The organism is Shewanella sp. YLB-07 (assembly GCF_009377275.1).
The window spans coordinates 149,312-174,946 of the sequence record NZ_VOQB01000015.1; the positions used below are offsets into that span (position 1 = coordinate 149,312).

Here is a 25,635-nt window from a genome sequence, read left to right on the forward strand (position 1 = left end):
GCTTTATTCTACTAGATTACTATTTATTGATTTAGATTCAAAAAAGCTTAAATAAGCTTCACTAATCTGACTTAGGCTATTTAGCCCATGTCATATATCGCCTATATTCTTGGCTGTCATCCTACACATATTTACTCAACTAAAATAAATTCATCTCTTAAGAAGAGGAGCAAAATAATGCTGTCAGATATAGAGATTTCTCGTCAATCAAAGCTTAGTCCTATCAAGCATATCGCTAATAAGTTAGGCATCGAACCTAGTGAACTATCGTTATTTGGCGATACTAAGGCAAAGATCAGTTTATCTATATTAAATCGACTGCAAGGAAATCAGGAGGGGAAGTTGGTGATTGTCACGGCCGTGACTCCGACGCCGTTCGGTGAAGGTAAGACTGTCACGACTATTGGCCTGACCCAAGGATTAAATGCCATAGGTAAGCGTGCTACCGCTTGTATTCGTCAGCCTAGCATGGGGCCCGTATTTGGTACAAAAGGGGGAGCGGCTGGTGGCGGATATGCCCAAGTTGTGCCGATGGAGGAGCTTAACTTGCACCTCACCGGCGACATTCATGCAGTCAGCAGTGCACACAATTTAGCGGCCGCGGCTATCGATGCTCGCCTGTTTCATGAATCAAGATTATCTCGAGAGGAGTATGTTGCGCAGTCTGGAATTGAGCCTCTCAATATCGATCCTAAGCAGATCCTATGGCGCAGGGTTGTGGATCATAATGAGCGCAGTCTGAGAAATATCAGCGTGGGAATAGGGGAGAATAACGGGCCCGTACATGATTCTGGCTTCGATATCACGGCGGCATCCGAGCTGATGGCTATACTCGCCTTGAGTCGGGATCTGAAGGATATGCGCCGGCGTATCGGTCGCCTGATACTGGCATTGGATACTCAAGGAAATCCTATTACGGCAGAAGATGTGGGCGTTGCTGGCGCTATGACAGTCATCATGCGCGATGCCATCGAGCCGACCCTGATGCAGACGTTAACCGGAGACCCATGTCTCATCCACGCCGGCCCCTTTGCTAATATTGCACACGGCAACTCATCGATTATCGCCGATAGAATCGCACTAAAACTGTCGGATTTCGTGGTCACGGAAGCTGGTTTTGGCTCAGATATGGGCTTCGAGAAATTCTGCAATATCAAGGTCAGAGAATCTGGCAGAGAGCCCGATGCGGCTGTTGTTGTGGTAACCCTAAAAGCACTCAAGGCCAATTCTGGGCTCGAGTCTCGACACGATATTAATCTGCCGGACATGGAAAGGCTGATGGCTGGTTTCGCTAACCTCAAGTGGCACATAGACAATGTGGGTCAATACGGCGTTCCCGTCGTGGTGGCGATTAATCGCTTCCCAACGGATATCGACACCGAAATTAAATGGCTTAAATCGGCTGTGGCTGAGACATCCGCCTTTGGCTGTGAAGTCAGCGATGCCTTCGGTGAGGGGGCTAGCGGCGCTGAAGTACTGGCAAGAGCCGTGGTGAGTGCCACGCAGCAAACATCTGATTTTAGATTTCTCTACCCGTTAGATATCAGTATGGAAGCAAAGCTAATGACGATTGCCGAAGCTGGCTATGGGGCGAAAGGGGTCACATTAACCCATGAAGCAAAACAGCAGCTCAATCAGATAAAAATCATGGGGTTAGAAGGCTTAGGGATTTGTGTGGCAAAAACTCCTCTGTCTATCTGTCATGACCCTAAGGTGAAAGGGATCCCTGCAGACTTCGAATTACCAATAATCCAATTTAAGATCAACGCCGGAGCGGGTTTTATTACGGCACTGGTCGGCAAGGTGATGACTATGCCAGGTTTAGGCGTGAGGCCAGGGTATCTGAATATCGATATTAATGAGCAAGATGAGATAGTAGGATTGGCTTAATATAATACTGAACAAGAAGCTCCTAGGATCTAGAGCCTAGAGCTTCTTGTTCGGTGGTGCACCAACCGGTATTAGCGCTTGTTAGCTCTGATAAACATGTACATCGCGTTGTGGGAACGGAATGCTGATGTTCTCTCTGTCGAAGCGCATCTTCACTTCACGGGTGATGTCCCAGTAAACATCCCAGTAATCTTCAGGTTTCGCCCAAGGGCGTACGATAAAGTCTACCGAAGACTCACCCAAGGTATGCAACTTGACCATAGGCTCTGGATTCTTAAGTACTTTAGGATGTGATGCGACGATATCCATCAGCACACGTTCTGCTTTTTCAATATCATCACCGTAGCCGATGCCGAAAGTCATATCGACACGTCTCTGATGCTCAACTGTGATGTTATTGATGGTATCACCCCAGATCTTGTTATTCGGGATGATGAGTCTCTGGTTATCTAAGGTCTTAATGGTGGTCGACACCAGACTCATGTGACTCACCTTACCGGTCACGCCAGCCGCATTGATGAGGTCGCCGACGTCATAGGGACGGTAGACCAATATCATCATGCCGGAAGCAAAATTAGACAAGGTGTCTTGCAGGGCAAAACCAATAATGACACCGGCAACACCGAAGCCTGCTAATAAGGGGCCTAGTTCGAAACCGAGTTGAGATAGCGCGATCAGCACACCGATAGTGAATACCGCTTTACCCGACAAAGAGGTGAAAAACTCTTGCAGCAGCTTGCTGAACTTAAGTTTGGAGTTACCCACCGCTTTCCTGACCAGCTTCTCCACGCCTTTGCCGACTAAGCTGGCAATCATTAAGATTAGCAGGAAGATAGATACCTTGAAAACCACACTAGGGCCATTATCTATGGCCTGATTTTTGGCCGTTGTTAGCCATTGCTCGGCTAGGCTGCTGGCAACGTCTAGGTTGAGTACATCCTGAGTGATGTCGCCAGATGTACTGAACAGGGTCTGTTTTAACTCAGATGTGTCCTGGCCTAAATTATCCAGCAGTTGAATTACGACCGCTAAACTGGAACTGCTATGGGACAGTCTCTCATTAAGCCGAGTGATCTGAGTCGTTTGATCGCTCGAGACATCTTTACCCGCCAGGCTGGCATCATCCACCGCCGCTTTCAATCTGTCTTGAGTGAAATGCACCAGACTGTCTAAGTTATCGGCTCGCTCAATCAGGCTAGATGTGAATTGTTGTTTTACATCACCGGTATCGATAGACAGCTGCTCTGCCCAGCTTAAAGTATCAGATTTGGCTTGTAGTATCTCATCACGATCTAACTCTCTATTGGTTAGTTGCATCATGATATCGGCGTCATTGTCTCTACCCAACATTAACTTCAGAGCGCCAATGCTTCCTCGGTAATAAACATCGACATCCTCAATAAACTTGAGATGATCTTTAACATAGGGAGTGAGCAGCTCGGTGTTCAAGGGAGCCACATTCATTAACTCTTCGAGTCTTTGATGTAATTGAGCCGATTTTTGCTTGATACGGTATTCGGTGAATTGAGATAACTCGCCTTTGTCCTTTCGCAACTGGGTGACATCGCGATGGATTGATTGCTGCAAAGAGGTGAGTTCGTAAGTTATATCAGCCTCTTCGGCGCGTACTTGAGTCCCGATAAGCGTCATGAGAGTGAGCATGATCAGGGTGAATGTGCGATACATAGTAAGGTCCTGTTACTTTTTTAGGCGCTTATAGTATTACTTTGATCGGGCCAGTGTAAATTATCATTAGCGAATTATCGTTATTCGTTAAGTCAATTAATGCTTAAGTAGTCAGAGGGAAGGGGAAATATAGAGGCTGAATAACCAGCATTTTTTTAACTCAGATTCTGTTAAACTCTTTCACCGAATTATTGTTAAACGAAAGAGATCTAGCCTGTGTTATGTACTCACTGTAGTAAAACTTTTGGTGTCAATGCGGTCAAGAACCAGCGTGGTAAGGGGCTAAACGCGCAGATTCAATGTCCCCATTGTGATGCCTGGTTAGGTAAGAATCCTATTCTCACTCGTTTAAAAATCGCCGCCTTCTATTCTGGAGTCGCTGCTTTAGTCTACGGCTATTTTGAGCCTGAGGTGCGTAACCTAACCACACCTCTGGCCATAGTGGCTGTGATTGTCTTACTTGTCAGTCATATGATGGATCACCTAAGAGTAACCCAAGCTCCTGAGGTTAAAGAGGTCGACGATAGTGAGCATAGGCAGAAGTATCGCTAACTTTTTATGGAATGTATTTATTGAAAGCCTAACTTAATTAATAACCGTAACCTGTGCTTCCAATGCGGCATCGACATAGTAGATCCCGCCACCTATGGCGATGAAGAAAAAGGTGGTCCAAAAGATCATTTTACCGTTTTCACGTAGGAACTCTAACATGGTGTTTACTCCCCTGATGGGTTTACGCTCGCTTAAATAGGATTAGTTTATTTAGCTATCTGTTGTAATTTTAGGCTTTAGAGCTTAAGTCAGTATTAATTGTGGCCCAGAATTGAGTGATGGCGATCATATTCTATTATGATATTTTTCAATTAAGATCATCAGTTATACGCACTTTCTTCGACACTGACTCATTTCTGCTTACATTTATTTTGTGAATTTTACCTATTTTTATTAAAAGCGTAACTTGACTTAACTCTCTGTTTGCATAAAATTGTACGCGCTTTTACCTCGTCTTGATTCGAGGTAGGCTGTTAATTTGTGTCTTCAACGGTGGTATTCATGGTCAGTAATAGTGTGAGAAGAGGAATTGCTTTATGGCTATCAGCCATATTGATCTGCCTGTCTTTTGCCGCTTCTGTCCATAGCGTTGAACATATAGATCATGGTGCTAAGGGTCACTGTACCCTCTGTTTCCATAAACATCAGCTTAATAAACTCTTACCTAGTGTTCCATTTACCCTTCCGGTTTTAGTTCAAACATTTGAACCTGTCGCCTATCGGGTATGTGAGCGCCTGGCATCACATGTCAGCGTTTTCCGTAGCCGCGCTCCTCCTGTCGCGTAAATCAAATCAACCTCAGTTAACTAATTTCAATCGCGAGCTCAGTTTTGGGACGGGATGACTGTACTTTCTGTACTTGTCTGACACCCCATTTCTTACTAAAGCTATTGGGGCTAATAGCCCCTTGGCTTGAGCGTGCACCTGTCTAGTTAACTTCAGTAATACGATTTTTTTGATTTAGTCCACCTAGCACCTAATTACTTAATATTTATAAAAATGTTAGGGGACTTATGCTGTATTTTGGAGAAACAAATGACCGTTTTAAATAACCGCGTATCATGCGTGGCCGCTGCATGTGCCTTTTTTACGACTTCTGCCTTCGCTGAAGATCCCACTCTGACAAACCCGGCGATCAGTGCCGTGCTCGATGGCTACTATCAAAATACCGAGCGTCCGATGGCCGAGCGCGGCGAAGGTTTCGGCTTAGGCCACACCGAGATAGCCATGAGTGCCAATATCGACGATATGTTTTACGGTAAATTGACCGCCGTAATTGAGATGCACGATGGTGAAACTGAGCTGGGTCTGGAAGAAGCCTTCATTCAAACCTTAGCCATGCCATGGGGATTTTCGATTCGTGCGGGCCGCTTCTTGTCGGATGTGGGTTACTTGAACAATCAACATGTTCATACCGACGCCTTTTCGGACCGTCCTGCCGCATATCGTGCCTTCCTCGGCAGCCATTATTTCGATGATGGTGTGCGCGTAAACTATGTGGCACCAACGGATCTTTACTGGACCATGGGTTTGGAAGGTTTTAAGGGTGACAGCATGCGTGCCGCTGGTGGTGAACATGATGAACATGATGAACATGATGAACATGAAGGTCATAGCGACCATGCCGAGCGTGAGTACAAAAATATCGGTGTCTACACCGCCTATACCAAGATCGGTGGCGATATCGGCAATGGTTCATGGCAGGCCGGTCTAAGTTACATGCGTAACGAGAATGGCCGCATGGTCGAAGGTGAGCACGAAGACCATGCCGCATTGGCAGCCGGACATGAAGGCCACGACCACAGTCACAGCGCCACCTTTACCGGTGAGAATACCTATATTGCCGATTTCGTCTATAAGTGGGCTCCGAACGGCAACTATAAATATCAACACCTCACAGTCAGTGGTGAATACTTCAGGGTGACAGACTTTGCTCCCCTCGAAGATGGTCACGATCATGACCATGATTCGGCTGATAGTGTCGATGATATGCAAGGATGGTATCTGAGTAGTGTGTATCAGTTTAGTCCAAACTGGTCCGCCGGTGTGCGTTATGGTGAGACCGATGTTCAGGAGCTTCATGGGGACCATTTCGATGCCCAGAAGTTAAAGGAAACTGAGGTCAGTCTGGCTTGGCATCACAGCCATTTCTCTACGGTTCGTCTGCAGTACACCAATCAGAAAGGAACCAATTACTTCGGTATCGAAGACGATAACGTTCTAACTCTTCAATATGTTATGACTCTGGGGGCTCACGGTGCGCATCAATTCTAAGTTAGTAAAGTCGGCGATAGCCGCAATAGTAGTGAGTTATTCGAGCATTGCATCTGCCGAATTGAATATCTTTGCCTGCGAGCCTGAGTACGCGTCTCTGGCGAAGGAGTTGGCACCGAATGCCAGGATCTATTCGGCGACGACCGCGATGCAAGACCCCCACCAGGTTCAAGCCAGACCGAGTCTGATCGCTAAGATGCGTCAGGCGGATATCGCTGTCTGTGCCGGTGCCGATCTTGAAGTTGGTTGGCTGCCTATGCTGCAGATGAAATCATCTAACGCTAAAGTTCGCTCAACTGATCAGGGTCTCTTCTATGCCGCCGAGCAGGTTGAAACCATAGATCAGCTTAAATCTGTGGATCGAAGCATGGGCGATGTCCACGCTAAGGGGAATCCTCATCTTCACTTCTCACCTGAGAGGATGTTGAAAGTGGCCCAGGCTCTTACGGTTAAGCTCACAGCCGTCGATCCCGGCAGCAAAGCGGATTATGAATCGGCCTTGGCTGACTTTAGTCTGAGATGGACCGCGGCGATCCCGGTTTGGGAGAAGAAAGCGGCGCCTCTGCGCGGCAAGAAGGTTATCGCCTATCACTCGAGCTTCAAATACCTGTTCAATTGGGTAGGCATTGAGCAAGTTGCCGATCTGGAGCCTAAGCCTGGCTTACCACCTAGTAGCAGTCATCTTGCAAGTTTGCTGACACGAACCGAGGCGGGTGATGTCATGGCGATTATCGTGGCATCTTATCAGGATGAGCGTGGTGCTAATTGGCTGGGAGAGCGTGCAAACTTACCGGTTCAGGTGCTACCTATGTCGGTTGGTGGCAACGATCAGAGTCAAGATCTCTTCAGCCTCTACGACAGTGTGTTAGATCTCTTACTTAGCGTAAAAGCTAGCTAGAGAAAATAAGTAGGGGCAGTGATTTATCCACTGCCCCTATCTTCTATTCGATTACGCTCAAAAAGCGAGTATTCGCCTATGTTTGATATTAACTTAATCTCAATTCTCTTGCCGGCACTTGCTGCGGGTGTGCTGGTGTTGTCGACCCATGTGTTACTCGGTCAGCAGGTGCTAAAGCGGGGAATTATTTTCATCGATCTAGCTATTGCGCAAGTTGCTGCATTGGGAGCGATTGTCGCCCATCTCAATCATGATATTGAGCATCTGCCTTTCTCTAATGTGTGGATGCCAGCACTTTTCGCCCTCGCTGGAGCGGGGTTTATCGCCTGGTTATCTAAGCGTATGGCCGATGAACTTGAGGCGATAATTGGTTGCTTCTATGTGCTGTCTGCTGTCGCCGCCATGTTGTTGCTTTCCAATGATCCTCATGGGGCAGAAATGCTTAAACAGTTGTTATCGGGGCAAATACTCTGGGTCAACTGGTCGCAACTCATCTGGCCTGCTTGTGTCTCCGCACTGGTATTAGCCGTGGTTTTCCTCAAGCCTAAGCTGCTCGAAGGCAGTGGTTTCTATATTCTGTTCGCCATAGTTATCACCTTATCGGTCGAGTTGGTTGGGGTCTATCTGGTGTTTAGTACCTTGATATTACCCGCGCTCGCGGTCAATAAGTTTGGATCTAAATATAGGCTGGGGGCTGCTTATATGGTGGGACTGACGGGGTACATTCTCGGTTTACTTCTTTCTGCAACTCTGGACCTGCCGAGTGGTGCCGCCATAGTCGCTACGCTCGCGGTCAGTGCCATCCTGTTCAGACTGGTATTGAGTTTGTCCAAAAAGTCCGCTCAGGAAGCCGCTATGCAGGTTAACCAAAACTAGGCTAATGCTTATGAACGCGATTGTGCTCCTTGTCTGATAATGCATTTTTAGTCTATTTGCTCTAATTGATGCATATCAGTCTCGGGCTACAAACGTAAACAAAATATTGAGTCATACCCTCTTGCTGGCTATAATGACGCGATTAGAATCATGGGAGTATGTTGTGCTGTTAATCCTCAGATCGTTGATATTAGCTGTGATGCTGTTGCTAGCATTTATTTTTGGTGGCCTTTTTTGTCTGCTCAGACCTCGTCATCGAGATAATGTACACATGTTCGCTAAAATATTTTCCTTTGCCGCGCCAGTGTTAGGCATCAAGGTCATAGTGCGTAAGCCTAGTTTAGGCTTGAAAGATGAACCTTGTGTCTATCTCGCCAATCACCAAAATAACTTCGATATGTTCACTCATACCGCTGCGGTGCCTAAGGGGACTGTGAGTCTGGGCAAGAAGAGTCTCGCCTGGGTACCTTTTTTCGGACAGATATATTGGTTATCGGGCAATATCCTGATCGACAGAAAGAACCGTAATAAAGCCTTCGAAACCATGGCACAAACAGCCAAAAAGATTAAAGATAAATGCTTATCTATCTGGATTTTTCCCGAAGGTACACGTTCTAAAGGTAAGGGCTTGCTGCCTTTTAAATCAGGTGCCTTCCACACTGCGATCGAAGCCGGTGTCTCTATGGTGCCTGTATTAGCCTCCTGTCAGGGGCATATTAAGATGAATCGTTGGAACAATGGTGTGGTTATCATAGAGATGATGGAGCCTATCGAGACCAAGGGCTTGGCTAAGAATCAGGTCAAAGAGCTTTCATCCCGTATTCACGCGCTAATGTCAGCCAGGTTGACTCAGCTTAACCGGGAAGCATCGGCGTTAATGGCCAAGTAGATCCAATGGGTAGATATTTGACAAAAAAACCTCCATTTTAGAGGTTTTTTTATGTCTGGATTAATACCAATTCCATTAAATTTATGATCACTTACTTAATGGAACTGGTATATAATTTGCCAAGATTTTTTATTGGGAGTCATCCATGTCAATTGAGCGTTTACTTAAGGCACAGAAACAAGAAAACCAAGAGATAGTCGATGCTATTCTTGGTGACGGTTCACATCCGGATGCCGACTACACAATTGAGCATCACTTTTCATCGACTAACTTCGATCGCCTGGAAAAAGCGGCAGTAGATGCGTTTAAATCAGGTTTTGAAGTCAATGATGCCGAAGAGATGGAGCTGGAAGATGGGTCTGTTATCTACTGTTTCGATGCTGTCGCAAGCCACAAGCTTGAAGTTGAGCTGCTCGATAAGGCTTGTGAAGCCTTATTAACGTTAGCGGCTAAGCAGAAAGTCGACTATGACGGTTGGGGTACGTATTTCATCGATGAAAACGGTGATGAGGTGCGCGACGATGAGTTTGAAGACGAAGATGAAGAAGATATCATCCATTAGACGCTAATCGCTATCTCATGAAAAAGGCCCATTATGGGCCTTCTCTGTTTTCATCACTCTGGTTTTGTATAAGCTGATTATGTTTTAGGCAATACCAATTCCATTAAATTTATGCGCTGAATGATCACTTACTTAATGGAACTGGTATAGATCACACAATTGTTTCGCCCCGCCTTCTTGGCTTCATAAAGGGCTTTATCGGCAAATGATAACCATTGGCCACTGTTGCCGACCTGTTCTTGTAGATCGCTGATCCCCATACTGACAGTGACCTTGATAGACTTGCCCTCATAAACCAGTTCAGTGGTTTCAATTTTATGGCGTAAACGATCGGCGAAGTTGAGGGCATCTTTGGCACTGGTTTTCGCCAGCACCACAGAAAACTCTTCACCACCATATCGACCCGCGCAATCGGTTTCACGCAGAGACTGCTTAAGCAGGTGGGAGATATGTTGAATCACCTTATCACCTGCCATATGGCCATAGGTATCATTAACCTTCTTGAAATGATCGATATCGAACATGACCAGGCTGGTTTGATCACCATAACGGGCGTGGCGATCGAACTCTTTCTGCATGCATATCTGCCAGTATCTGCGGTTATGGAGTTGAGTTAATCCATCGGTCTGACTCAAATGCTCTAAACGTTCATTTACGGCCTTTAGCTGTAACTTGTTGATGGCTACATCGGTCACATCGTAAACAATCATGCTGATGTGTGTGATCTGTCCCGTGAGCGAGGAGAGGGGCAACAGAGTGACATTTTGGTACATAAAATCTGCTCGTCCGGTAATGGGACGATAGTTTTTAAATTTAAACACATAGGGTCTCTGTTCCCAGCTGATGAATGCCCGGTTCTTGAGTAAGAAAACTGATTCCATCTTCTGTTTCAGCCAATCGGCGGGAAGGTAATCGAACTGTTCAAACAGATTGGAACCCTTGATAGAGTTAGGAGAGACTCCACTATGGTTTTCCATGAAGCCATTCCAAAGCTGAATATCAAAGTTTTTATCTAATACTACCAAGCCAACTTCTATGGTTTGAACCATATCGATTAACCAGTGGAGTTCGTTCATTGCGCTTTGGTCATATGCCATAGATGGATCCAACTTAATCTAACAGATAGCCGAGCTTATAATTGAGCGTCGGTAATGAGTCTTCGGTAAACAGCAAGAGCAGATCACATTGGATATCATGATCTTCGATTCGATAATTAATCTCCATGGCCAAGGTGCGAGACCACTTCTCCGAATTGTCATGAATAAGATCGTTCACTGTGCAGTGACGCCCGAGTACAACGGGATGGCCTTGGCTGAATTTCATATGCAGTTGTTCGGAGATGCCATTGAGAAAGGCGCCAATCAATACGTTACCCGTATCTATCATGACCTCTATCTCGGTATTCTTATCTTCGGGATTGTCGAGTCCCATTAATTTCGCCATATCTTTAAAGGACGAGTCATGGAACAGCAGTAAAGCCTCTCCGGCGATACCTGCACCGATAAAGCCTTGGCATAGTGCGGAAACCGTACTGTGCTCTTCGGTGGCTTTGAGGGTCATGGTCAGTTCGCTGACTTCGAGCACATTCACGTTTGGGATAGGTAATAGCACAAAAACATCGAGCAATTTGGCCAGCAGATCGGCTGCACGTCCCATGGCAACATTGGCTACCTCCCGACAGGCGTCAAGTAGGTCTACTTCGATCATCGGGCTGTCAGCAACCCCATCGCCTAATGCAATGGTGAGAATGCCATACTCTTGTAATATATTACTGATAGCATCGGCGCTAACGGGTTTCTGGATAAAATCCAGTGCACCCAGCGCCTTGACCCGTTCATGGGCTTTTATCTGAATATCACCCGAAACGACTATGACTAGTGCGGGGAGATCTTCTTGCTGTATGGTTTGTAGTACTTCATAGCCATCCATCACAGGCATGTTGAGATCGAGAAAAACAACTTCACCTTTGCCCGCTCGAATGGCCTCGATACCTTCGGCACCATTATTTGCAAAAGTGATGTCAACGTCCCACTCTTTGGGGAGTGTTCTCGCCATCTGTTTTCTAGCGAGCGCGGAATCATCGCATATCAGTACTGGGATCGACATTATCGTTTCAACATCCTAATCTGCCCATATATTCAAGATAACACTTATTATTGAACTCGGTTGTTCAAATGATAAATTCAGAGGCATTATTTATATTTTTGAGTTCACTTTATTATATCAATTTTTGTCTATCAGCATGAGTCCAAAGTGGAAATGCCATGCCATTTTTTTGACGTCAGTCAAATTTCCTCTATATGTTATCTCTATTAGTGAAATAATCCAAATATGTTAACCTCATGTTCTGGACTGACCAGTTTAATGGCGGAGAGTAATATGGCAAGGAAGTTTGTTAAGTTAATCGTTGATAAGCAGGTGGCCCATGTCATCTTAAATCGGCCGGGAAAATGCAATGCGCTAAATTTCGATATGTTCCGTGAACTCGATGAGGTGATACGTGAAATAAAGCATGACCGCTCGGTTCGTGGGGTTATTCTTTCGGGGAGTGATGGCAACTTTAGTTCAGGCTTAGATGTGAAGAGCGTGATTAAATCACCCATGCAGGCGGTTAAGCTGTTGTTTAAGTGGCTTCCGGGCAATGCCAACCTGGCCCAAAGGGTCTCAATCGGCTGGCGCAGACTCCCCGTGCCTGTTATCGCCGTACTTGAGGGTGTGTGTTTCGGTGGTGGCATGCAGATCGCTCTTGGCGCAGATTTTCGCATCGCGGCCTCTGATGCCCAGATGTCGATCATGGAAGCTAAGTGGGGGCTCGTCCCGGATATGGCAGGCCTTGTCTCTTTAAGGGAAGTGGTATCTAAGGATCAGGCGCTACTGCTGACGATGACGGCTGGGGTGCTGAGTGCACAAGATGCCTTGTCTAAAGGCTTGGTGACCGAAGTCGTCGATGAGCCTATGGTGCGAGCGCTCGAGTTAGCCGCAGTTTTAGCTAAGACCTCACCCGATGCCAACGCGGCAATTAAGATGAGCATAAACAAAAGCTGGAGCTCAAGCATCCGCAGCCTGTTATCCCGGGAGTCCATCAGTCAAATTAAGTTATTGCTGGGCAAAAATAGACTGGTAGCGGCTAAGCGGCAAACAAGCGAACCAGATAAGGCCTATAAAGACAGGCAAGCCAGGTGGTAAATCTTAGTGAGCCTTTTTCCTACTAGATCCTATTTTCTTGGGCCTTGGCTTATTCTTAATGCAAAGCCCTCGATGGACTTCAAGGCTGTCTCCCAGGACATGGGGTTTTTGAGGTTAAGTGCTAAAGTCTGCTGACTGTATCGATAGGGGGCATTTTGCGGCGATAGCTCGGCTCTCATATGAGCCGTTGCAGATGAGGCCCTATGACCATCGACAGATTGGATGTCCAGTACAGGAATATCTAACTCTGCAAGTTGCTTAGCTAGCGCCAAGTTTTCACCTTTCATCTTCAGGTAGGGGTTGATAAGTACCAGTATATCGGGCTTGGCCAAGAGGTTTTTGTTGATCATGGCTATGGTTAATCCAGCGCCCTGTCCGCTGGTTATCAGTAAACGTTTACCTGGATAGGGAGCGCCTATTGCGTCAAGCTGGTTCATGGTCTGACTGATGAACTGGCTCTGTTTCTCACGAATATCTTGCCAGACTGCATCAGAGTATTGCTCGGTTGCTTCATTGGCTTTTTGATTTCCCTGCATCTCACCGGCCTTGGCGATCTCTTTTGCGGAGGTGGCAAAGTTAGGTGTGGCTACTTTTTTAGGTGGTGTTATCGCGATTGTCGCCCAGCCGGCAGGATTCAATTTCCGTCTCAAATAGGCTTGAAATCCAGCGCCATCGGCACCCATGCCCGGGTTAGCAAGTAAGATGGCTGTGCCCAGTTGCTTCTTGCCACTCCAGGATCTAACTAATACCTCAGTCTGCTGCTGACCTACGGTTATTTCAATGACCTCCTCCTTGGGGAGATAATCATATTTGGTCTGCTTAGCGGCTTTATCCTCAGCCTTGCTCTCCTTGGTCATAGCTTCGTTAGGTGAGGCATCTTGGGGATCGGCTGCAAAAGCCGTTGGAGCGATGAGAAGGAGGAATAGAGTGGTAACAAGAGCTGTGTTGAAACGCATAAATACGCAAAGCTTGGGCAGAGAATAAGATAGATAAAGTATAACAGGATAAATGGGTTGGGTGATTGAAAAGAGGCCCTAGGTTCTCGAACCTAGGGCCTAGTCGCCTATGTTAAGCGTGACTCACTAGCACCAGACGCACGGCATCGAGTTGCAGCAAGCTATCATCCAAGTAACCATTGAGTTCGGTCATCTGATCCTTCAGGTGAGTGATCTCTTCGTCACGAATGTTAGGGTTAACAGCCTTGAGTGCTTCGAGACGCTCGAGCTCCACCGTAAGCTGAGAAGTCATTTTTGCTCTGGCACTCTCGGCAAGCAGTTTAAGCTCAACCTGTGCAAATTCTTCTCCCTTAGCAAATAAGGGATGTAAAGCGGTCTGATAGGCATTAACCAGCTTACTGGCAATGTGTCGATTGACCGCACTGAGCTGCTTATTAAAACTCTCGTAGGTGACGTTATCAGACAAGTCGTTACCGTTCTTGTCCAGTAAGATACGTACAGGAGTTGGCGGTAGATAGCGATAAAGCTGGCTAGATTTAGGTGCCGAGGCATCGGCCATGTAGATCAGCTCGAGGAAGATGGTACCCGCAGGGAGTGCCTTATTCTTCAATACGGCTACGCTGGTGGTACCCGTCTCAGACGAAGTGATTAGGTCTAAACCAGTCTGGACCAGAGGATGCTCCTGGGTGATAAGGGCAATATCATCACGGGAAAGGGCCACTTCTCTATCGAAGGTGATAGTCATGCCATCTTCGGATAATCCCGGGTAGGTCGGGAACATCATATGTTCACTGGTCTTGAGTACTATGGTGTTTTCACCACAGTCTTCCTGTTCGACGCCTATGATGTCCCATAAACGGATAACCGAGCCGATGAGTTGCGTGTCTTCATCACGTTCTGCCAGACGTTGCACCAGCTTAGCTGCGCGATCGCCGCCATGGGAGTTGATCTCAAGTAACTTATCCCGGCCTTGTTCCATCGCCGTCTTTAGCTCTTGGTAACGAGTTTGAGTATTACTGAGTAACTCTTGAAGTAGTGTCTCATCTTGAGTGATCAACTGTGAAAGCAGAGGTTCAGAAAATTCGTTGAAGAGTATGTGTCCACTGGGACAGGTTTGCTCGAACGCGTTGAGTCCCTGGTGATACCACTGCATCAGACACTCTTGGGCCGTGCCAGCCAAATAAGGCAAGTGGATCTCGACATCGTTGTTTTGACCGATACGATCTAAACGGCCTATGCGTTGCTCCAGCAGATCCGGATTCAGAGGCAGATCAAACAGGATTAACTGGCTGGCAAACTGGAAGTTTCGACCCTCAGAGCCAATCTCGCTGCAGATGAGTGCCTGAGCGCCACCGGTTTCCTGAGCAAAGTAGGCGCCGGCCTTATCACGTTCGATAATCGACATGCCCTCATGGAACACGGTCGCTTGAATACCTTCACGGGTACGCAGGGCTTCTTCCAGACTAAGAGCTGTTTCCGCCTGGCTAGCAATAATCAGTACCTTCTTGCTACGGTTAGTTTTCAAAAATTCGATGAGCCAATCGACTCTGGGATCGAATTTCCACCAACTGGCGCTGCTGCTCTCGAAATCCTGATAGATCTTCTCCGGGCTCAGGGCTTGTTTGACCTTGGCGGCAGTATCTAAGTGGCCATTCATCATGGCACCGACTCGCGCGGCCGTCACATATTGGCTTGGTATCGCTTGTGGATGTGCGTGGAAGATACGTGTCGGGAAGCCTTTAACCGATGCTCGGCTGTTACGGTAGAGCACACGACCTGTGCCATGTCTGTCCAGCAGATCTTGCAAGAGTTCATTACGGGCGGCTTGTTGCTTGTCGACATCGGCGTTGCTTGACTGAATTAACTCCAGAGTCGCGCCGATATCTTTCTCACTGAGCAGGGTCGTCAGCTGGGCAACAGCGTCGGCCGAGAGTGCGTCGCCGCTGGCGAGCGCTTCGGCTGCGCTGGCAACATCCTTGTAGCTTTTTTCCTCTTCGAGGAAGGCGTCATAATCGTAGAAACGATCGGGATCGAGCAGGCGTAATCTGGCAAAATGACTCTGATGACCCAGTTGATCAGGCGTCGCGGTTAGCAGTAATACGCTAGGTACGGCTTTACTCAGGGCCTCAACGATACGGTAGGCGCGGCTAGGCGCGTCTTCGGTCCACTCAAGGTGATGTGCTTCATCGACAATCATAAGATCCCAATCGGCATCTATGGCTTGTTCCAGGCGCTTCTTCTTACGTAATAGCTCCAGTGAGCAGATCACCAGTTGTTCGGTATAAAATGGATTTTCGTTATCGGCGTAAGCTTCGATACATCTGTCTTCATCGAATACAGAGAACTTAAGGTTGAAGCGGCGCAGCATCTCGACTAACCACTGATGACGCAGGGTATCGGGAACTATAACCAGAATTCGTTCGGCGCGGCCAGTAAGCAGTTGCTGATGAATGATCAGTCCTGCCTCGATTGTCTTGCCCAGGCCAACTTCATCGGCGAGTAATACTCTAGGGGCAAAACGGCGACCCACTTCATGGGCTATCCACTGCTGATGTGGGATCAGGCCGACTCTTGGTCCCTGTAATCCCAGAAGATCTGATGTGGCCAGCTTATTTCTCAATAATTGACTCTGATAGCGGACGCCGAATCTGTCTAAGCGATCGATCTGACCGGCGAATAGCCTGTCTTGAGGCTTATTGAATCTAACATTGTAGTTAAGCAGAGTTTCTCTGAGAGAGACTTGCTCACCGGTTTCGGTGTGAATTCCGTGGTAGATAATGAGCTCATTCTTCTCTTCGAGCTCACTGACGGTCAGGCTCCAGCCTTCATGGCTTTCAATTTTATCGCCAGGATTGTAAATAACTCGAGTCAGGGGAGCCTCGGTGCGTGAGAACAACCTGTTCTCATCGGTTGCTGGAAACATTAGTGTGACCATACGGCCTTCTAATCCTACGACTGTACCTAAACCAAGTTCTGATTCGGTATCACTTATCCAGCGTTGACCTAAGGAAAAGGGCATTAACTATTTCTCATCTACGGGTGAACCACGAAAGGGCGCGTATTTTACCTAAACTCCCTCAAAGTGCAAGGATAGGAGCCTCTTTCGAGGGGCTTAATCGACCTCAATTTTGTGTCGAACCTAAGCTTAATAAGTAAAAGCACCGATTACAAATTATACAAATAGTTTCTTTATCTGGAATTTGTCATATCTGTGTAATCTAACTAAGTAACTCTCAATTATAGAAAGTTCTAAGCAAGTGATTGAAGCGGCCCTTTAATAGTGGCAGTATGAAATCAAGGTGATAGCTATTTCTTTACTTTTGGTTAACACTGAAGTGGATAACTCGACATTATTTTTAAAGGACTAATTAAGGACTGGGAGCTGTGAAAACATAACATCATATAGATAGAAGTAATTGGAGGCGCCATGGAACAAGACGACAGAAAGTTGTTTGTACTGGATACCAATGTATTACTACACGAACCCTTAGCCATCTATTCATTTAAGGAGCACGATGTAGTTGTCCCCATGACTGTTCTGGAAGAACTGGATCAGATTAAAGATCGAAAACGAGACGTAAGCAGAGACGCACGAGTCGCCATCAGGGCACTCGAAGATATACTCGGCGGTAAAACCACCCCAGAGCAGATACTTCAAGGGGTTAAACTGCCACGGCGAGAGGATCACGGCGATGCCTGTGGCACCTTGTCCATCTTTCCCGATCATCAACTCGAAATGACCCATGCTTCGCTACCGGACAACAACAACGATAACCGCATAATCAATACAGCATTACACCTGCAAAAAATCCATAAACCCCGTAACGTCGTTCTCGTCACTAAAGATATCAATATGCGCCTCAAGGCCAAAGGGGCGGGCATTAAACTGGTCGAGGATTATCGCACCGATCAGCTCATCGATGATATTCGCTTCCTCACTACCGGGTTTCATCAATTCAAGGGCGATTTTTGGGAGCGCAAGGAACACGTCTCTACCGAGTCCCATGGACGTCATACTGTACATACCGTGCCAGTGGTTGAGGTCGGAGATGATAATTTCTATATCAATCAATACTTGTTAGATGAAGACTCCAACTTCTGCGCCCGAGTGTTGGAAAAGACCAATGGGGATCTTAAATTGTTAGATCTCGGTAAAGACAGATTACTCAACATGGATGCGTGGGGCATACGGCCAAAGAATATTTATCAGGGCATGGCGATGCAGGCTCTGCTGGACCCGAATATTGATCTGGTGATTCTCACCGGGCCAGCAGGCTGTGGTAAGACATTATTGGCCATGGCTGCAGCGCTGGAAATGGTGGTGGAGAGAGGGCTCTACGATAAAATTATCGTGACCCGTAATACGCCGGAAATCGCCGAATCCATAGGTTTCCTTCCTGGTACCGAAGAGGAGAAGATGACGCCTTGGCTTGCGGCGATTACCGATACCTTAGAGGTGCTACACAAGAATGATGTGAACCCCAGTGGTAGCATGAACTACATCATGGACAAGGCCAATGTCCAGTTCAAATCCATCAACTTTATGCGGGGTCGCTCGATACAGAACTCTGTGGTGATCCTCGATGAGTGCCAGAATCTGACGGCTTCTCAGATAAAGACCATGATCACCCGCATGGGAGAGGGGACTAAGCTTATCTGTAGCGGTAACCTGTCGCAGATAGATTCTAACTATCTCACCGCAGTGACATCCGGGTTGACCTATATCGTGGAGCGTTTCAAAAACTTCGAAGGCAGTGCCAACATCTATCTCAATGGGGTCGTACGTTCGCGTCTGGCCGAATTTGCCGAGGAAAACCTCTAAATAACCTGAGTTCCTCACTTTACTTTAGCCCTAAAAATTAGGCCTCCATCTCTATGGGGGTCTTATTATTTTGCGTAAAGAGAAAAATGTAGCACTAGGGTAAAATTTTAACCATCTCTGTATCTATCTGTAAGCTAGGTGTTTATCTAGAGTCTTTATCTCACCTTAAGTTAAGCTATTAGACTAATATGGTGTATTCAATTCATCTATCTTCCTGATACTATACTGTTAATGAAATTTAGAGCCTGTGCAGGGAATTGCAGGTTTATTCAAGGGCTATGAATGAAACCGACTGAGCCAGATCTTCAACTGAAGTCGCCGATACAGAAAAACTATAATCGCGCTGTTTTTTATACCTATATTGGCGTGATCATTATGGCGCTGATCACTGCCTGGTTCTTCTTCGAACGCCAGAAAACTCAGCTTATGGACCAAAGAGAGGAGCAGGTTGAGCGCCATGTTTTGCAGATCGATCTCTTGCTGGAATCGAGTATCCGAGCGGTAAAGAGTCTGAGGAACGTGGCCGTCGATCATCTCAGGCTCGGTGAGTTAGTGCGTAAAGACCGCTTACCACAATATGAGAAATTCAATGAGAGTGGCCAGTATTTTACCTTAGAGCCGAGTTACGCCCAGAGTGGTGAACCTTTTACCAATATGGGACGCATCACAGGTGCGGGCTCCCTCAATGGTCGCAGCGAGAAGTTCTATCAGGAACTGGAGATGCTGTTCGAGTTATCTCTTTCCTTCCCCGTGGCAACCGAAGCAGCTCCCAAAGCCTCATCTATCTATTACATCTCTAAGCGTAGGATCATGTCCTATTTCCCCTGGCCATCGGACGAGCAAAGATTCAGAGATGAGTTACTCAATAAGAACCAGTTTCAGCTAGCGACGCCGGCGATGAACCCCCAGCGAAGCGTGTTCTGGAGCCCCGCTTACGTTGACCCGACCGGTAAAGGCCTATTGACCACCTTAGGCGTCCCCATCTATCTGGAAGATGAGTTTATCGGTTCGATCAACTTGGATATGACCTTGGCCTCGCTGGCAAGGCAGATACGTCTCTACTTCAAGATGCCGGGTACGGTTATCCTATTGGATCAGAAGAACAATATTCTTTCCCACAGCGATGATGATAACTCTGAGATTAGTCGTGTCTTCCATATCAGTCAGAAGATCCCCTCTGAGCTGCATTCGATTCCTGAGTCTGAGCTGTTCGATGCCCATGAAGGGATCATCAGAAATGGTTACTACATCCACTCGGTAGCGCTACAAAATGCCCCTTGGCGCCTGCTCTACCTGCAAGATAGAGATGAGCTATTTAAGGATTCTTGGGAAAAGCTGGAGCTGACCTTTATCTTAGTGGTATTGGCCCTGTCGATATTAGTGACCATAGTTCACTGGCAGACCCGACGTTCATTCGTTAACCCGGCTTCGCGTCTGTTGACGCATCTGGAATCTTGCTCCCAGGAGCCCCGTAAGCCCCCTGAGCAGATCACCCAGGGTTGGGAGCCTTGGTTCCAACTGGTGAGTCGAATATTCGAAGAGAACCAACAATATACCCGGCACCTGGCGGAACAAAACAGGAGACTCGATAAGCTGGTGGCTCGGCGTACCGATAGGCTGAAAGAGACAACAGAGAGGCGAGAGCGGGAATACGCCTTACTGAGATCTTTGCTCGATGCTATCCCGGAGGCGATTGTTTTCAAAGATAGAGAGGGTAAGTATCTAGGTTGCAACAAGGCGGCCGAACGTATGTTGGGCTATACCGAGAGTGAGATCATCGGCCAGGAGTCGATAAAACTTACCTCCGAAGAACAGTCGGTGCGTATCAAGGCCGAAGATGAGCGAGTTCTGGCGGAACGTACTCCGCTTCGCTATCAGGAGAAGGTGGAACTCGCCGGCAAGCCAGTGCTACTCGATACCCTTAAGCTGCCCTTCTATAATCGACGCGGTGAGCTGTTAGGCCTGATCGCCGTCTGGCGTGATGTGACTCGCGAGTATGAGTCGGCCGAGCAGTTAAGGTTGTCGGAAGAACGTTATCACTTAGCCATGGATGCGGTTGAAGATGGCTTGTGGGATTGGTATTTGGATTCGAAACAGATCATCTGTAATCCCGCTTACTACTCCATGCTTGGCTACAAGATCAATGAGTTCCCGGCATTGGTTTCAACCATAGACGATCTTATTCACCCCGACGACAGGATCAGGGTGCAGGAGTATCGCGAACAGTATCTAGGCGATCCTATTGGTGCCTTCGATATCGAATTCAGGATGCGTGGCAAGAGTGGCCAATACCACTGGTTACTCTCTCGTGGTCGTGTGGTGGAGTTCACACCCAATAAACAACCTAAACGTATGGTGGGTACCCATAAAGATATTACTCGTCATAAGAGTAACGAGGTGGCCCTACTTGAGGCTAAGCAAGATGCAGAGTCGGCCAACGTGTATAAGAGTGAATTTCTGGCCAACATGAGCCATGAGATCCGCACGCCTATGAATGCCATCATCGGCATGCTGCAGCTGGCTCAGCGCACAGAGCTCACGCCGAAACAGCAAGATTATCTGGAGAAGGCTGGCTTCTCGGCCCAGTCTCTGCTCAGGATCATCAACGATATCCTGGATTTCTCTAAGATCGAGGCGGGTAAATTAGAGCTTGAGAGGGTGGCATTCCCACTCGATAAGGTGCTGGACCATGCCCTGGATCTTAATGCACTCAAGTCCCAACAGAAGGGAGTCGAGCTGCTCCTCTACGCCCCTGTCACGGCTGGTTTAATCCTCGAGGGTGATCCCCTGCGTCTGGGTCAGGTGTTGATCAACATGCTCTCTAATGCGGTCAAGTTTACTCAAACTGGTGAGATCGAGTTAGGTTGTGAAGATGTGGGTGAGCGCGATCATCGCATCACTCTCAAGTTCTGGGTCCGTGATACAGGCATAGGGATCAGTAATGAGCAGCAGGCCAGCCTGTTCGATGCCTTCGCCCAAGCCGATGGTTCTACCACACGTAAGTATGGTGGTACCGGCCTGGGTCTCTCCATCAGTAAACATCTGGTGTCCATGATGGGTGGTCAGATGCAGGTCCAGAGTGAGATGGGGGTCGGTAGTACCTTCAGCTTTACCATCAGCTTCGAGATTGCCGAAGAGGCCGAAATTAAACCTATGATAGTGCCAGAGCGTTTAGGTCATCTTAAGACCTTAGTGGTCGATGATAACCCGACCGCACTACAGATCTATTCTGCCGTGATGCGTGACTTCCACTTTGAGGTGGATACTGCCGCTAATGGTTCTGAGGCGCTATATAAGCTGGAGAAGTCATCGGTGGATCTTCTGCTGCTCGATTGGATGATGCCGGAGATGGATGGTATTCAGGTAATCGAAGAGCTGGATCGTATGGTGGCCGATGGTCGATTAGATAAGCGTCCTATCGTCATCATGATGACTGCTTATGCCGCAGAGCCTCTCAAGGAAGATGCGGAGCGCTCAAATATTTACGCCATGTTACAGAAGCCGTTTAAAGCCTCGGCTCTGTTCGATGAAATCATTGGCGCTTTCGCCGAAGAGCCTAAGGTCAGCTCTGTGATAGAAGTAGCAGTCGAAGAGGTAGTCGATACACATGCTGGCGTGGTCTTGCTGGTAGAGGATAACCTTATCAACCAGCAGGTTGCGACCGAACTACTCAAGAGTGCTGGCTACGAGGTCGATGTTGCCGATAACGGTCAAATCGCCATAGACATGCTCGCCGAGAAAGATTTTGATGCGGTACTCATGGATATTCAGATGCCGGTGATGGACGGTTTAACCGCAACAAGAGAGATCAGGAAGCACTTTAGTCTGCAGGAGCTGCCTATCATAGCCATGACGGCTCACGCCATGTCGGGAGATAGAGAGAAGAGTCTGTCGGCGGGGATGAATGCCCATATTACTAAGCCTATCGTTCTCAATGAGTTGTTCGATACCTTAAGTTATTGGATTAAACAGAAAGAAGAAGTGAATTAAGGGATTAATTATCTTGTGGCCCACTCTTAACTTAGGAAGAATTAAGCTAATTGTATAAGAGTGAGCTAAATTAATGATTTGCACTTGAGACTAAAGGGATAGCTGTTAAGCTATCCCTTTAGTATTTTTAGTGCAAAATTAGAACAGCAGTTAAAACAAAAATTAATATTGAATTGTTGAGTACTAAAGGCCGTCTGAGCCGCATTCAAGGAGACCCAATGAAGCCCTATAATCTCGCATTGGCGATAGCACTTCTCTCTGTGCCCGTCGTCGATGTCGTCGCAGCCCCAAGTAATACCGCCACTATCATCAAGAAAAGCCAGTCTGCAAACGGTTTTATTAACTTGTTTTACGCTAAAGCCGATGGCGAGCTTTACCTGGAAGCGAACAAGTTAGATCAGCCTTTCCTGTTGCTGACAAGTTTACCCCATGGCGTAGGTTCCAATGATATCGGCCTGGACCGTGGTCAACTCGGTTATACCCGCATGGTGCAATTTGAGCGTCATGGTCCCTACTTGATTTTGAAGCAGCTCAATACTCAATATCGTGCCAGTAGCGATAACGCCGCCGAGCAAAGAGCGGTTAAAGAAGCCTTTGCCGAGTCAGTGCTCTGGCGAGGCAAGATCATAGATGGAAAACGGGATCTTGTGTCGATCAATGATCTGGTGATTAACGATCTTCACGGCATCTCCTCGGTGCTCGAAGACACTAAGCAGGGTAGCTATCAGCTAGATAAAAGCCGTTCACTCATCTTACCCGAAGGCGTTAAGTCCTTCGAGCGTAACAGCGACGTGGATGTCTTGTTGACCTTCAACAGTGCCAAGGCGGGTAACTATGTGGCCCAGGTGACGCCCGATGCTAATCATATGTCGGTTCGTCTGCGTTACTCCTTCATTCAGTTGCCGGAAGAGGGCTATGTGGCTCGCGATTACCACCCCATGAGCGGCTACCTATCCGATGAGTATTTGGATTTCGGTACTCAGGTTAATCAGGATATTCGTCAGCGTCATCTGCTGCGCCATCGCTTGCAGAAGGTGAATCCGGGATCTGAGCCCAGTGAAGTGATCGAACCTATCATTTACTACTTAGACCCAGGTGTACCTGAGCCAATTCGCAGCGCACTCTTAGAGGGAGCTGGCTGGTGGGAAGAGGCATTCGAACAGGCCGGATTTATCGGTGGATTCAAGGTCGAGTTATTGCCAGAGGATGCCGATCCTCAAGATATTCGTTACAACGTGATCCAATGGGTACACAGGGCGACGCGCGGCTGGTCTTATGGCTCGGCGGTTGCCGATCCCAGAACCGGCGAGATCATCAAGGGACATGTGACCTTAGGCAGTCAAAGGGTCCGTCAGGATCATCTGATTGCCCGCGGTCTCACTGCTGGCTGGGAAGATAGACAGGCTGCTGAAGATGCGTCTATGGCGCTTTCACTGGCTCGAATTCGTCAGCTGGCGGCTCACGAAGTTGGCCATACCTTAGGTTTCGATCATAACTTCGCCGCCTCGAGTAATGATAATGCCTCAGTGATGGATTACCCCCATCCACAGGCGACATTGAAAGGTGAGAAGATAGATATTTCGGCGCCCTATGGCGTCGGAGTCGGTGCCTGGGATAAGTATATTGTCGAATATGGTTATAGTGAATATGCCGACTCTGCCGAGGAATCGGCTAAATTATCTGAATTGATGACTCAGGTGCAGCGCCAGGGGCTACGCTACATAGGTGAAGCGGATTCTCGCTCGAAAGGGGCCAGTAATGCTTATGCCAGTCTCTGGGATAATGGTAGTGACCCCGTTGCCGAGCTTATCCGTATCGATAAGGTACGAGCCAAGGCGATCGCTGATTTTTCTCCCTCAGCATTACTCGCCGGGCAGCCTAGGGGGGAGCTAAGCGATATCTTCGTGCCCATTTATCTGCTCAATCGTTATCAGATCACCGCCGCGGCTAAATTTATCGGTGGCACAGATTATAGCTATAGCGAAGGCGTCGAAGGTGAGTCATGGCACTATATTGCGCCTCAGCTGCAAAAGAGTGCCCTGGATGCCTTACTGGAGACCTTGTCACCCAAGGCGTTAGCTATCTCCCAGACATTGCAGGAATCCTTAGTGCCCAAGGCGGGCAATTACAACAGAACACGGGAAAGTTTTGATTCGGGTCTTGGTGTCATCACTGACCCTCTGGGTATGGCCGAAGTCTTGAGCCGTCATACGGTGCAGAAACTTCTCGCGCCTCAGCGACTAAATCGAGTGAATCAGGGCTATATTGGCGACAGGGAACAACTATCTGTTCCGGCATTAGTCGATAAGCTGCTTGGCAGTACACTGTATGAGGATATTCCCAATGGTGCCGAGCAAGGGGTCTGGATGCGGGTCAACAGCGTGATACTCGATGAGTTGTTAGCGAGTTACCATGCTAAACAGACACGACCCGAAGTGAAGGCGCAACTGGCGGATCGTCTGCGTTATACCCTCAAGCAGCTTAAACGTAAGGTGAAGCGGGTCAGTGCCTACGAGGCCGCTCACTTTGCCTGGCTTGCCGATGGCGTTGAGAGAGGCATGAAAGATGCTAAGGTTAAGCTGATAGCCCAGCCGCTTAAGATGCCACCTGGCTCGCCGATTTAGCAGCTGGTAGAGCTGAGATGATGCTTTGCTGGTAGAGCCGAGATGATGCTTTGCTGGTAGAGCTGAGATGATGCTTCGCTGGTTGAGCCGAGATGATGCTTTGCTGGTTGAGCTGAGATGATGCTTTGCTGGTAGAGCTGAGATGATGCTTTGCTGGTAGAGCTGAGATGATGCTTTGCTGGTAGAGCCGAGATGATGCTTCGCTGGTTGAGCCGAGATGATGCTTTGCTGGTAGAGCTGAGATGATGCTTCGCTGGTTGAGCCGAGATGATGCTTCGCTGGTTGAGCCGAGATGATGCTTCGCTGGTTGAGCCGAGATGATGCTTTGCTGGTAGAGCTGAGATGATGCTTCGCTGGTTGAGCCGAGATGATGCTTTGCTGGTTGAGCTGAGATGATGCTTTGCTGGTAGAGCTGAGATGATGCTCTCTT

The 25,635-nt window shown here is 47.7% G+C and carries 19 protein-coding genes; 12 read left to right on the plus strand and 7 right to left on the minus strand.

The features are described from left to right. The first annotated feature begins 177 nt into the window (after positions 1-177). Positions 178-1,890 carry a formate--tetrahydrofolate ligase gene (locus FS373_RS26010; RefSeq protein ID WP_144044647.1) on the plus strand — a complete coding sequence of 571 codons (1,713 nt, stop codon included), beginning with the start codon at positions 178-180 and terminating at the stop codon, positions 1,888-1,890. Between the two features lie 81 nt (positions 1,891-1,971). Here FS373_RS26010 and FS373_RS26015 read toward each other — a convergent pair whose 3' ends face one another. Beyond that, positions 1,972-3,576 carry a mechanosensitive ion channel family protein gene (locus FS373_RS26015; RefSeq protein WP_144044648.1) on the minus strand — a complete coding sequence of 535 codons (1,605 nt, stop codon included), beginning with the start codon at positions 3,574-3,576 and terminating at the stop codon, positions 1,972-1,974. Positions 3,577-3,792: 216 nt separating this feature from the next. Between FS373_RS26015 and FS373_RS26020 the strand changes: the two genes are divergently transcribed. Then, a complete protein-coding gene (locus FS373_RS26020; RefSeq protein ID WP_144044649.1) occupies positions 3,793-4,128 on the plus strand; it encodes a hypothetical protein in 336 nt (111 codons plus the stop codon). A gap of 33 nt (positions 4,129-4,161) precedes the next feature. Here the strand turns inward: FS373_RS26020 and FS373_RS32485 are convergent, their stop codons facing one another. After that, the gene (locus tag FS373_RS32485) at positions 4,162-4,287 is read right to left on the minus strand and encodes a hypothetical protein (protein ID WP_265575354.1); all 126 of its coding nucleotides are present in this window, start codon (positions 4,285-4,287) and stop codon (positions 4,162-4,164) included. 342 nt (positions 4,288-4,629) lie between these two features. Here FS373_RS32485 and FS373_RS31695 point away from each other — a divergent pair, with 342 nt between their 5' ends. The 6 genes from FS373_RS31695 (at position 4,630) to rraB (ending at position 9,627) form a co-directional block, all read left to right on the plus strand. Beyond that, a complete protein-coding gene (locus tag FS373_RS31695; RefSeq protein WP_185976939.1) occupies positions 4,630-4,914 on the plus strand; it encodes an ABC-type zinc uptake system zinc chaperone in 285 nt (94 codons plus the stop codon). Between the two features lie 249 nt (positions 4,915-5,163). Then, positions 5,164-6,402, plus strand: a complete 1,239-nt coding sequence (locus tag FS373_RS26025) for a hypothetical protein (protein WP_152830911.1) — start codon at positions 5,164-5,166, stop codon at positions 6,400-6,402. Then, positions 6,386-7,300, plus strand: coding sequence for a metal ABC transporter solute-binding protein, Zn/Mn family (locus tag FS373_RS26030; protein ID WP_322619571.1), 915 nt, complete (start codon positions 6,386-6,388; stop codon positions 7,298-7,300). Before FS373_RS26025 ends, FS373_RS26030 begins: the two co-directional genes overlap by 17 nt. Positions 7,301-7,378: 78 nt before the next feature. Next, complete coding sequence (locus FS373_RS26035) at positions 7,379-8,176, plus strand: metal ABC transporter permease (protein ID WP_144044651.1); 798 nt, start codon at positions 7,379-7,381, stop codon at positions 8,174-8,176. 163 nt (positions 8,177-8,339) lie between these two features. After that, positions 8,340-9,065, plus strand: coding sequence for a 1-acylglycerol-3-phosphate O-acyltransferase (locus FS373_RS26040; protein ID WP_144044652.1), 726 nt, complete (start codon positions 8,340-8,342; stop codon positions 9,063-9,065). 145 nt (positions 9,066-9,210) lie between these two features. After that, entirely contained in the window at positions 9,211-9,627 is a 417-nt protein-coding gene (gene rraB / locus FS373_RS26045; RefSeq protein ID WP_144044653.1) for a ribonuclease E inhibitor RraB, read from the plus strand. Positions 9,628-9,755: 128 nt separating this feature from the next. Here the strand turns inward: rraB and FS373_RS26050 are convergent, their stop codons facing one another. Both FS373_RS26050 and FS373_RS26055 read right to left on the minus strand, forming a co-directional pair. Beyond that, the gene (locus tag FS373_RS26050; RefSeq protein WP_144044654.1) at positions 9,756-10,724 is read right to left on the minus strand and encodes a GGDEF domain-containing protein; all 969 of its coding nucleotides are present in this window, start codon (positions 10,722-10,724) and stop codon (positions 9,756-9,758) included. Between the two features lie 13 nt (positions 10,725-10,737). Next, positions 10,738-11,733: a response regulator gene (locus tag FS373_RS26055; RefSeq protein ID WP_144044655.1), complete on the minus strand. Its 996-nt coding sequence runs from the start codon at positions 11,731-11,733 to the stop codon at positions 10,738-10,740. 273 nt (positions 11,734-12,006) lie between these two features. On the opposite strand from FS373_RS26055, the gene FS373_RS26060 reads away from it, so the two are divergent. Beyond that, on the plus strand, positions 12,007-12,813 hold the full coding sequence (locus FS373_RS26060) for a crotonase/enoyl-CoA hydratase family protein (protein ID WP_144044656.1): 807 nt from the start codon (positions 12,007-12,009) through the stop codon (positions 12,811-12,813). 29 nt (positions 12,814-12,842) lie between these two features. Here FS373_RS26060 and FS373_RS26065 read toward each other — a convergent pair whose 3' ends face one another. Continuing rightward, positions 12,843-13,769, minus strand: a complete 927-nt coding sequence (locus FS373_RS26065) for a DUF3530 family protein (RefSeq protein ID WP_144044657.1) — start codon at positions 13,767-13,769, stop codon at positions 12,843-12,845. Positions 13,770-13,881: 112 nt separating this feature from the next. Beyond that, the gene (gene rapA, locus FS373_RS26070) at positions 13,882-16,788 is read right to left on the minus strand and encodes an RNA polymerase-associated protein RapA (protein ID WP_152830913.1); all 2,907 of its coding nucleotides are present in this window, start codon (positions 16,786-16,788) and stop codon (positions 13,882-13,884) included. A gap of 408 nt (positions 16,789-17,196) precedes the next feature. Between rapA and FS373_RS26075 the strand changes: the two genes are divergently transcribed. From FS373_RS26075 to FS373_RS26085, 3 genes are all read left to right on the plus strand, one after another. Continuing rightward, positions 17,197-18,591 carry a PhoH family protein gene (locus tag FS373_RS26075; protein WP_144044659.1) on the plus strand — a complete coding sequence of 465 codons (1,395 nt, stop codon included), beginning with the start codon at positions 17,197-17,199 and terminating at the stop codon, positions 18,589-18,591. Positions 18,592-18,873: 282 nt separating this feature from the next. Then, positions 18,874-22,581 (plus strand): response regulator, encoded by a 3,708-nt coding sequence (locus FS373_RS26080; RefSeq protein ID WP_144044660.1) that lies wholly within the window; start codon positions 18,874-18,876, stop codon positions 22,579-22,581. Between the two features lie 218 nt (positions 22,582-22,799). Next, positions 22,800-25,205, plus strand: a complete 2,406-nt coding sequence (locus FS373_RS26085; RefSeq protein WP_144044661.1) for a zinc-dependent metalloprotease — start codon at positions 22,800-22,802, stop codon at positions 25,203-25,205. Here FS373_RS26085 and FS373_RS31700 read toward each other — a convergent pair. Then, a partial coding sequence (locus FS373_RS31700; protein WP_194165935.1) for a hypothetical protein occupies positions 25,177-25,635 on the minus strand: 459 nt, incomplete at its 5' end. The genes FS373_RS26085 and FS373_RS31700 overlap by 29 nt on opposite strands.

Excerpts from the sequence above, each read along its gene's own strand:
- FS373_RS26010 (WP_144044647.1), top strand. The coding sequence starts at position 178 with ATGCTGTCAGATATAGAGATTTCTCGTCAATCAAAGCTTAGTCCTATC.
- FS373_RS26015 (WP_144044648.1), bottom strand. The coding sequence starts at position 3,576 with ATGTATCGCACATTCACCCTGATCATGCTCACTCTCATGACGCTTATC.
- FS373_RS32485 (WP_265575354.1), bottom strand. The coding sequence starts at position 4,287 with ATGTTAGAGTTCCTACGTGAAAACGGTAAAATGATCTTTTGGACCACC.
- FS373_RS31695 (WP_185976939.1), top strand. The coding sequence starts at position 4,630 with ATGGTCAGTAATAGTGTGAGAAGAGGAATTGCTTTATGGCTATCAGCC.
- FS373_RS26025 (WP_152830911.1), top strand. The coding sequence starts at position 5,164 with ATGACCGTTTTAAATAACCGCGTATCATGCGTGGCCGCTGCATGTGCC.
- FS373_RS26035 (WP_144044651.1), top strand. The coding sequence starts at position 7,379 with ATGTTTGATATTAACTTAATCTCAATTCTCTTGCCGGCACTTGCTGCG.
- rraB (WP_144044653.1), top strand. The coding sequence starts at position 9,211 with ATGTCAATTGAGCGTTTACTTAAGGCACAGAAACAAGAAAACCAAGAG.
- FS373_RS26050 (WP_144044654.1), bottom strand. The coding sequence starts at position 10,724 with ATGGCATATGACCAAAGCGCAATGAACGAACTCCACTGGTTAATCGAT.
- FS373_RS26055 (WP_144044655.1), bottom strand. The coding sequence starts at position 11,733 with ATGTCGATCCCAGTACTGATATGCGATGATTCCGCGCTCGCTAGAAAA.
- FS373_RS26060 (WP_144044656.1), top strand. The coding sequence starts at position 12,007 with ATGGCAAGGAAGTTTGTTAAGTTAATCGTTGATAAGCAGGTGGCCCAT.
- FS373_RS26065 (WP_144044657.1), bottom strand. The coding sequence starts at position 13,769 with ATGCGTTTCAACACAGCTCTTGTTACCACTCTATTCCTCCTTCTCATC.
- rapA (WP_152830913.1), bottom strand. The coding sequence starts at position 16,788 with ATGCCCTTTTCCTTAGGTCAACGCTGGATAAGTGATACCGAATCAGAA.
- FS373_RS26075 (WP_144044659.1), top strand. The coding sequence starts at position 17,197 with ATGGAACAAGACGACAGAAAGTTGTTTGTACTGGATACCAATGTATTA.
- FS373_RS26080 (WP_144044660.1), top strand. The coding sequence starts at position 18,874 with ATGAAACCGACTGAGCCAGATCTTCAACTGAAGTCGCCGATACAGAAA.
- FS373_RS26085 (WP_144044661.1), top strand. The coding sequence starts at position 22,800 with ATGAAGCCCTATAATCTCGCATTGGCGATAGCACTTCTCTCTGTGCCC.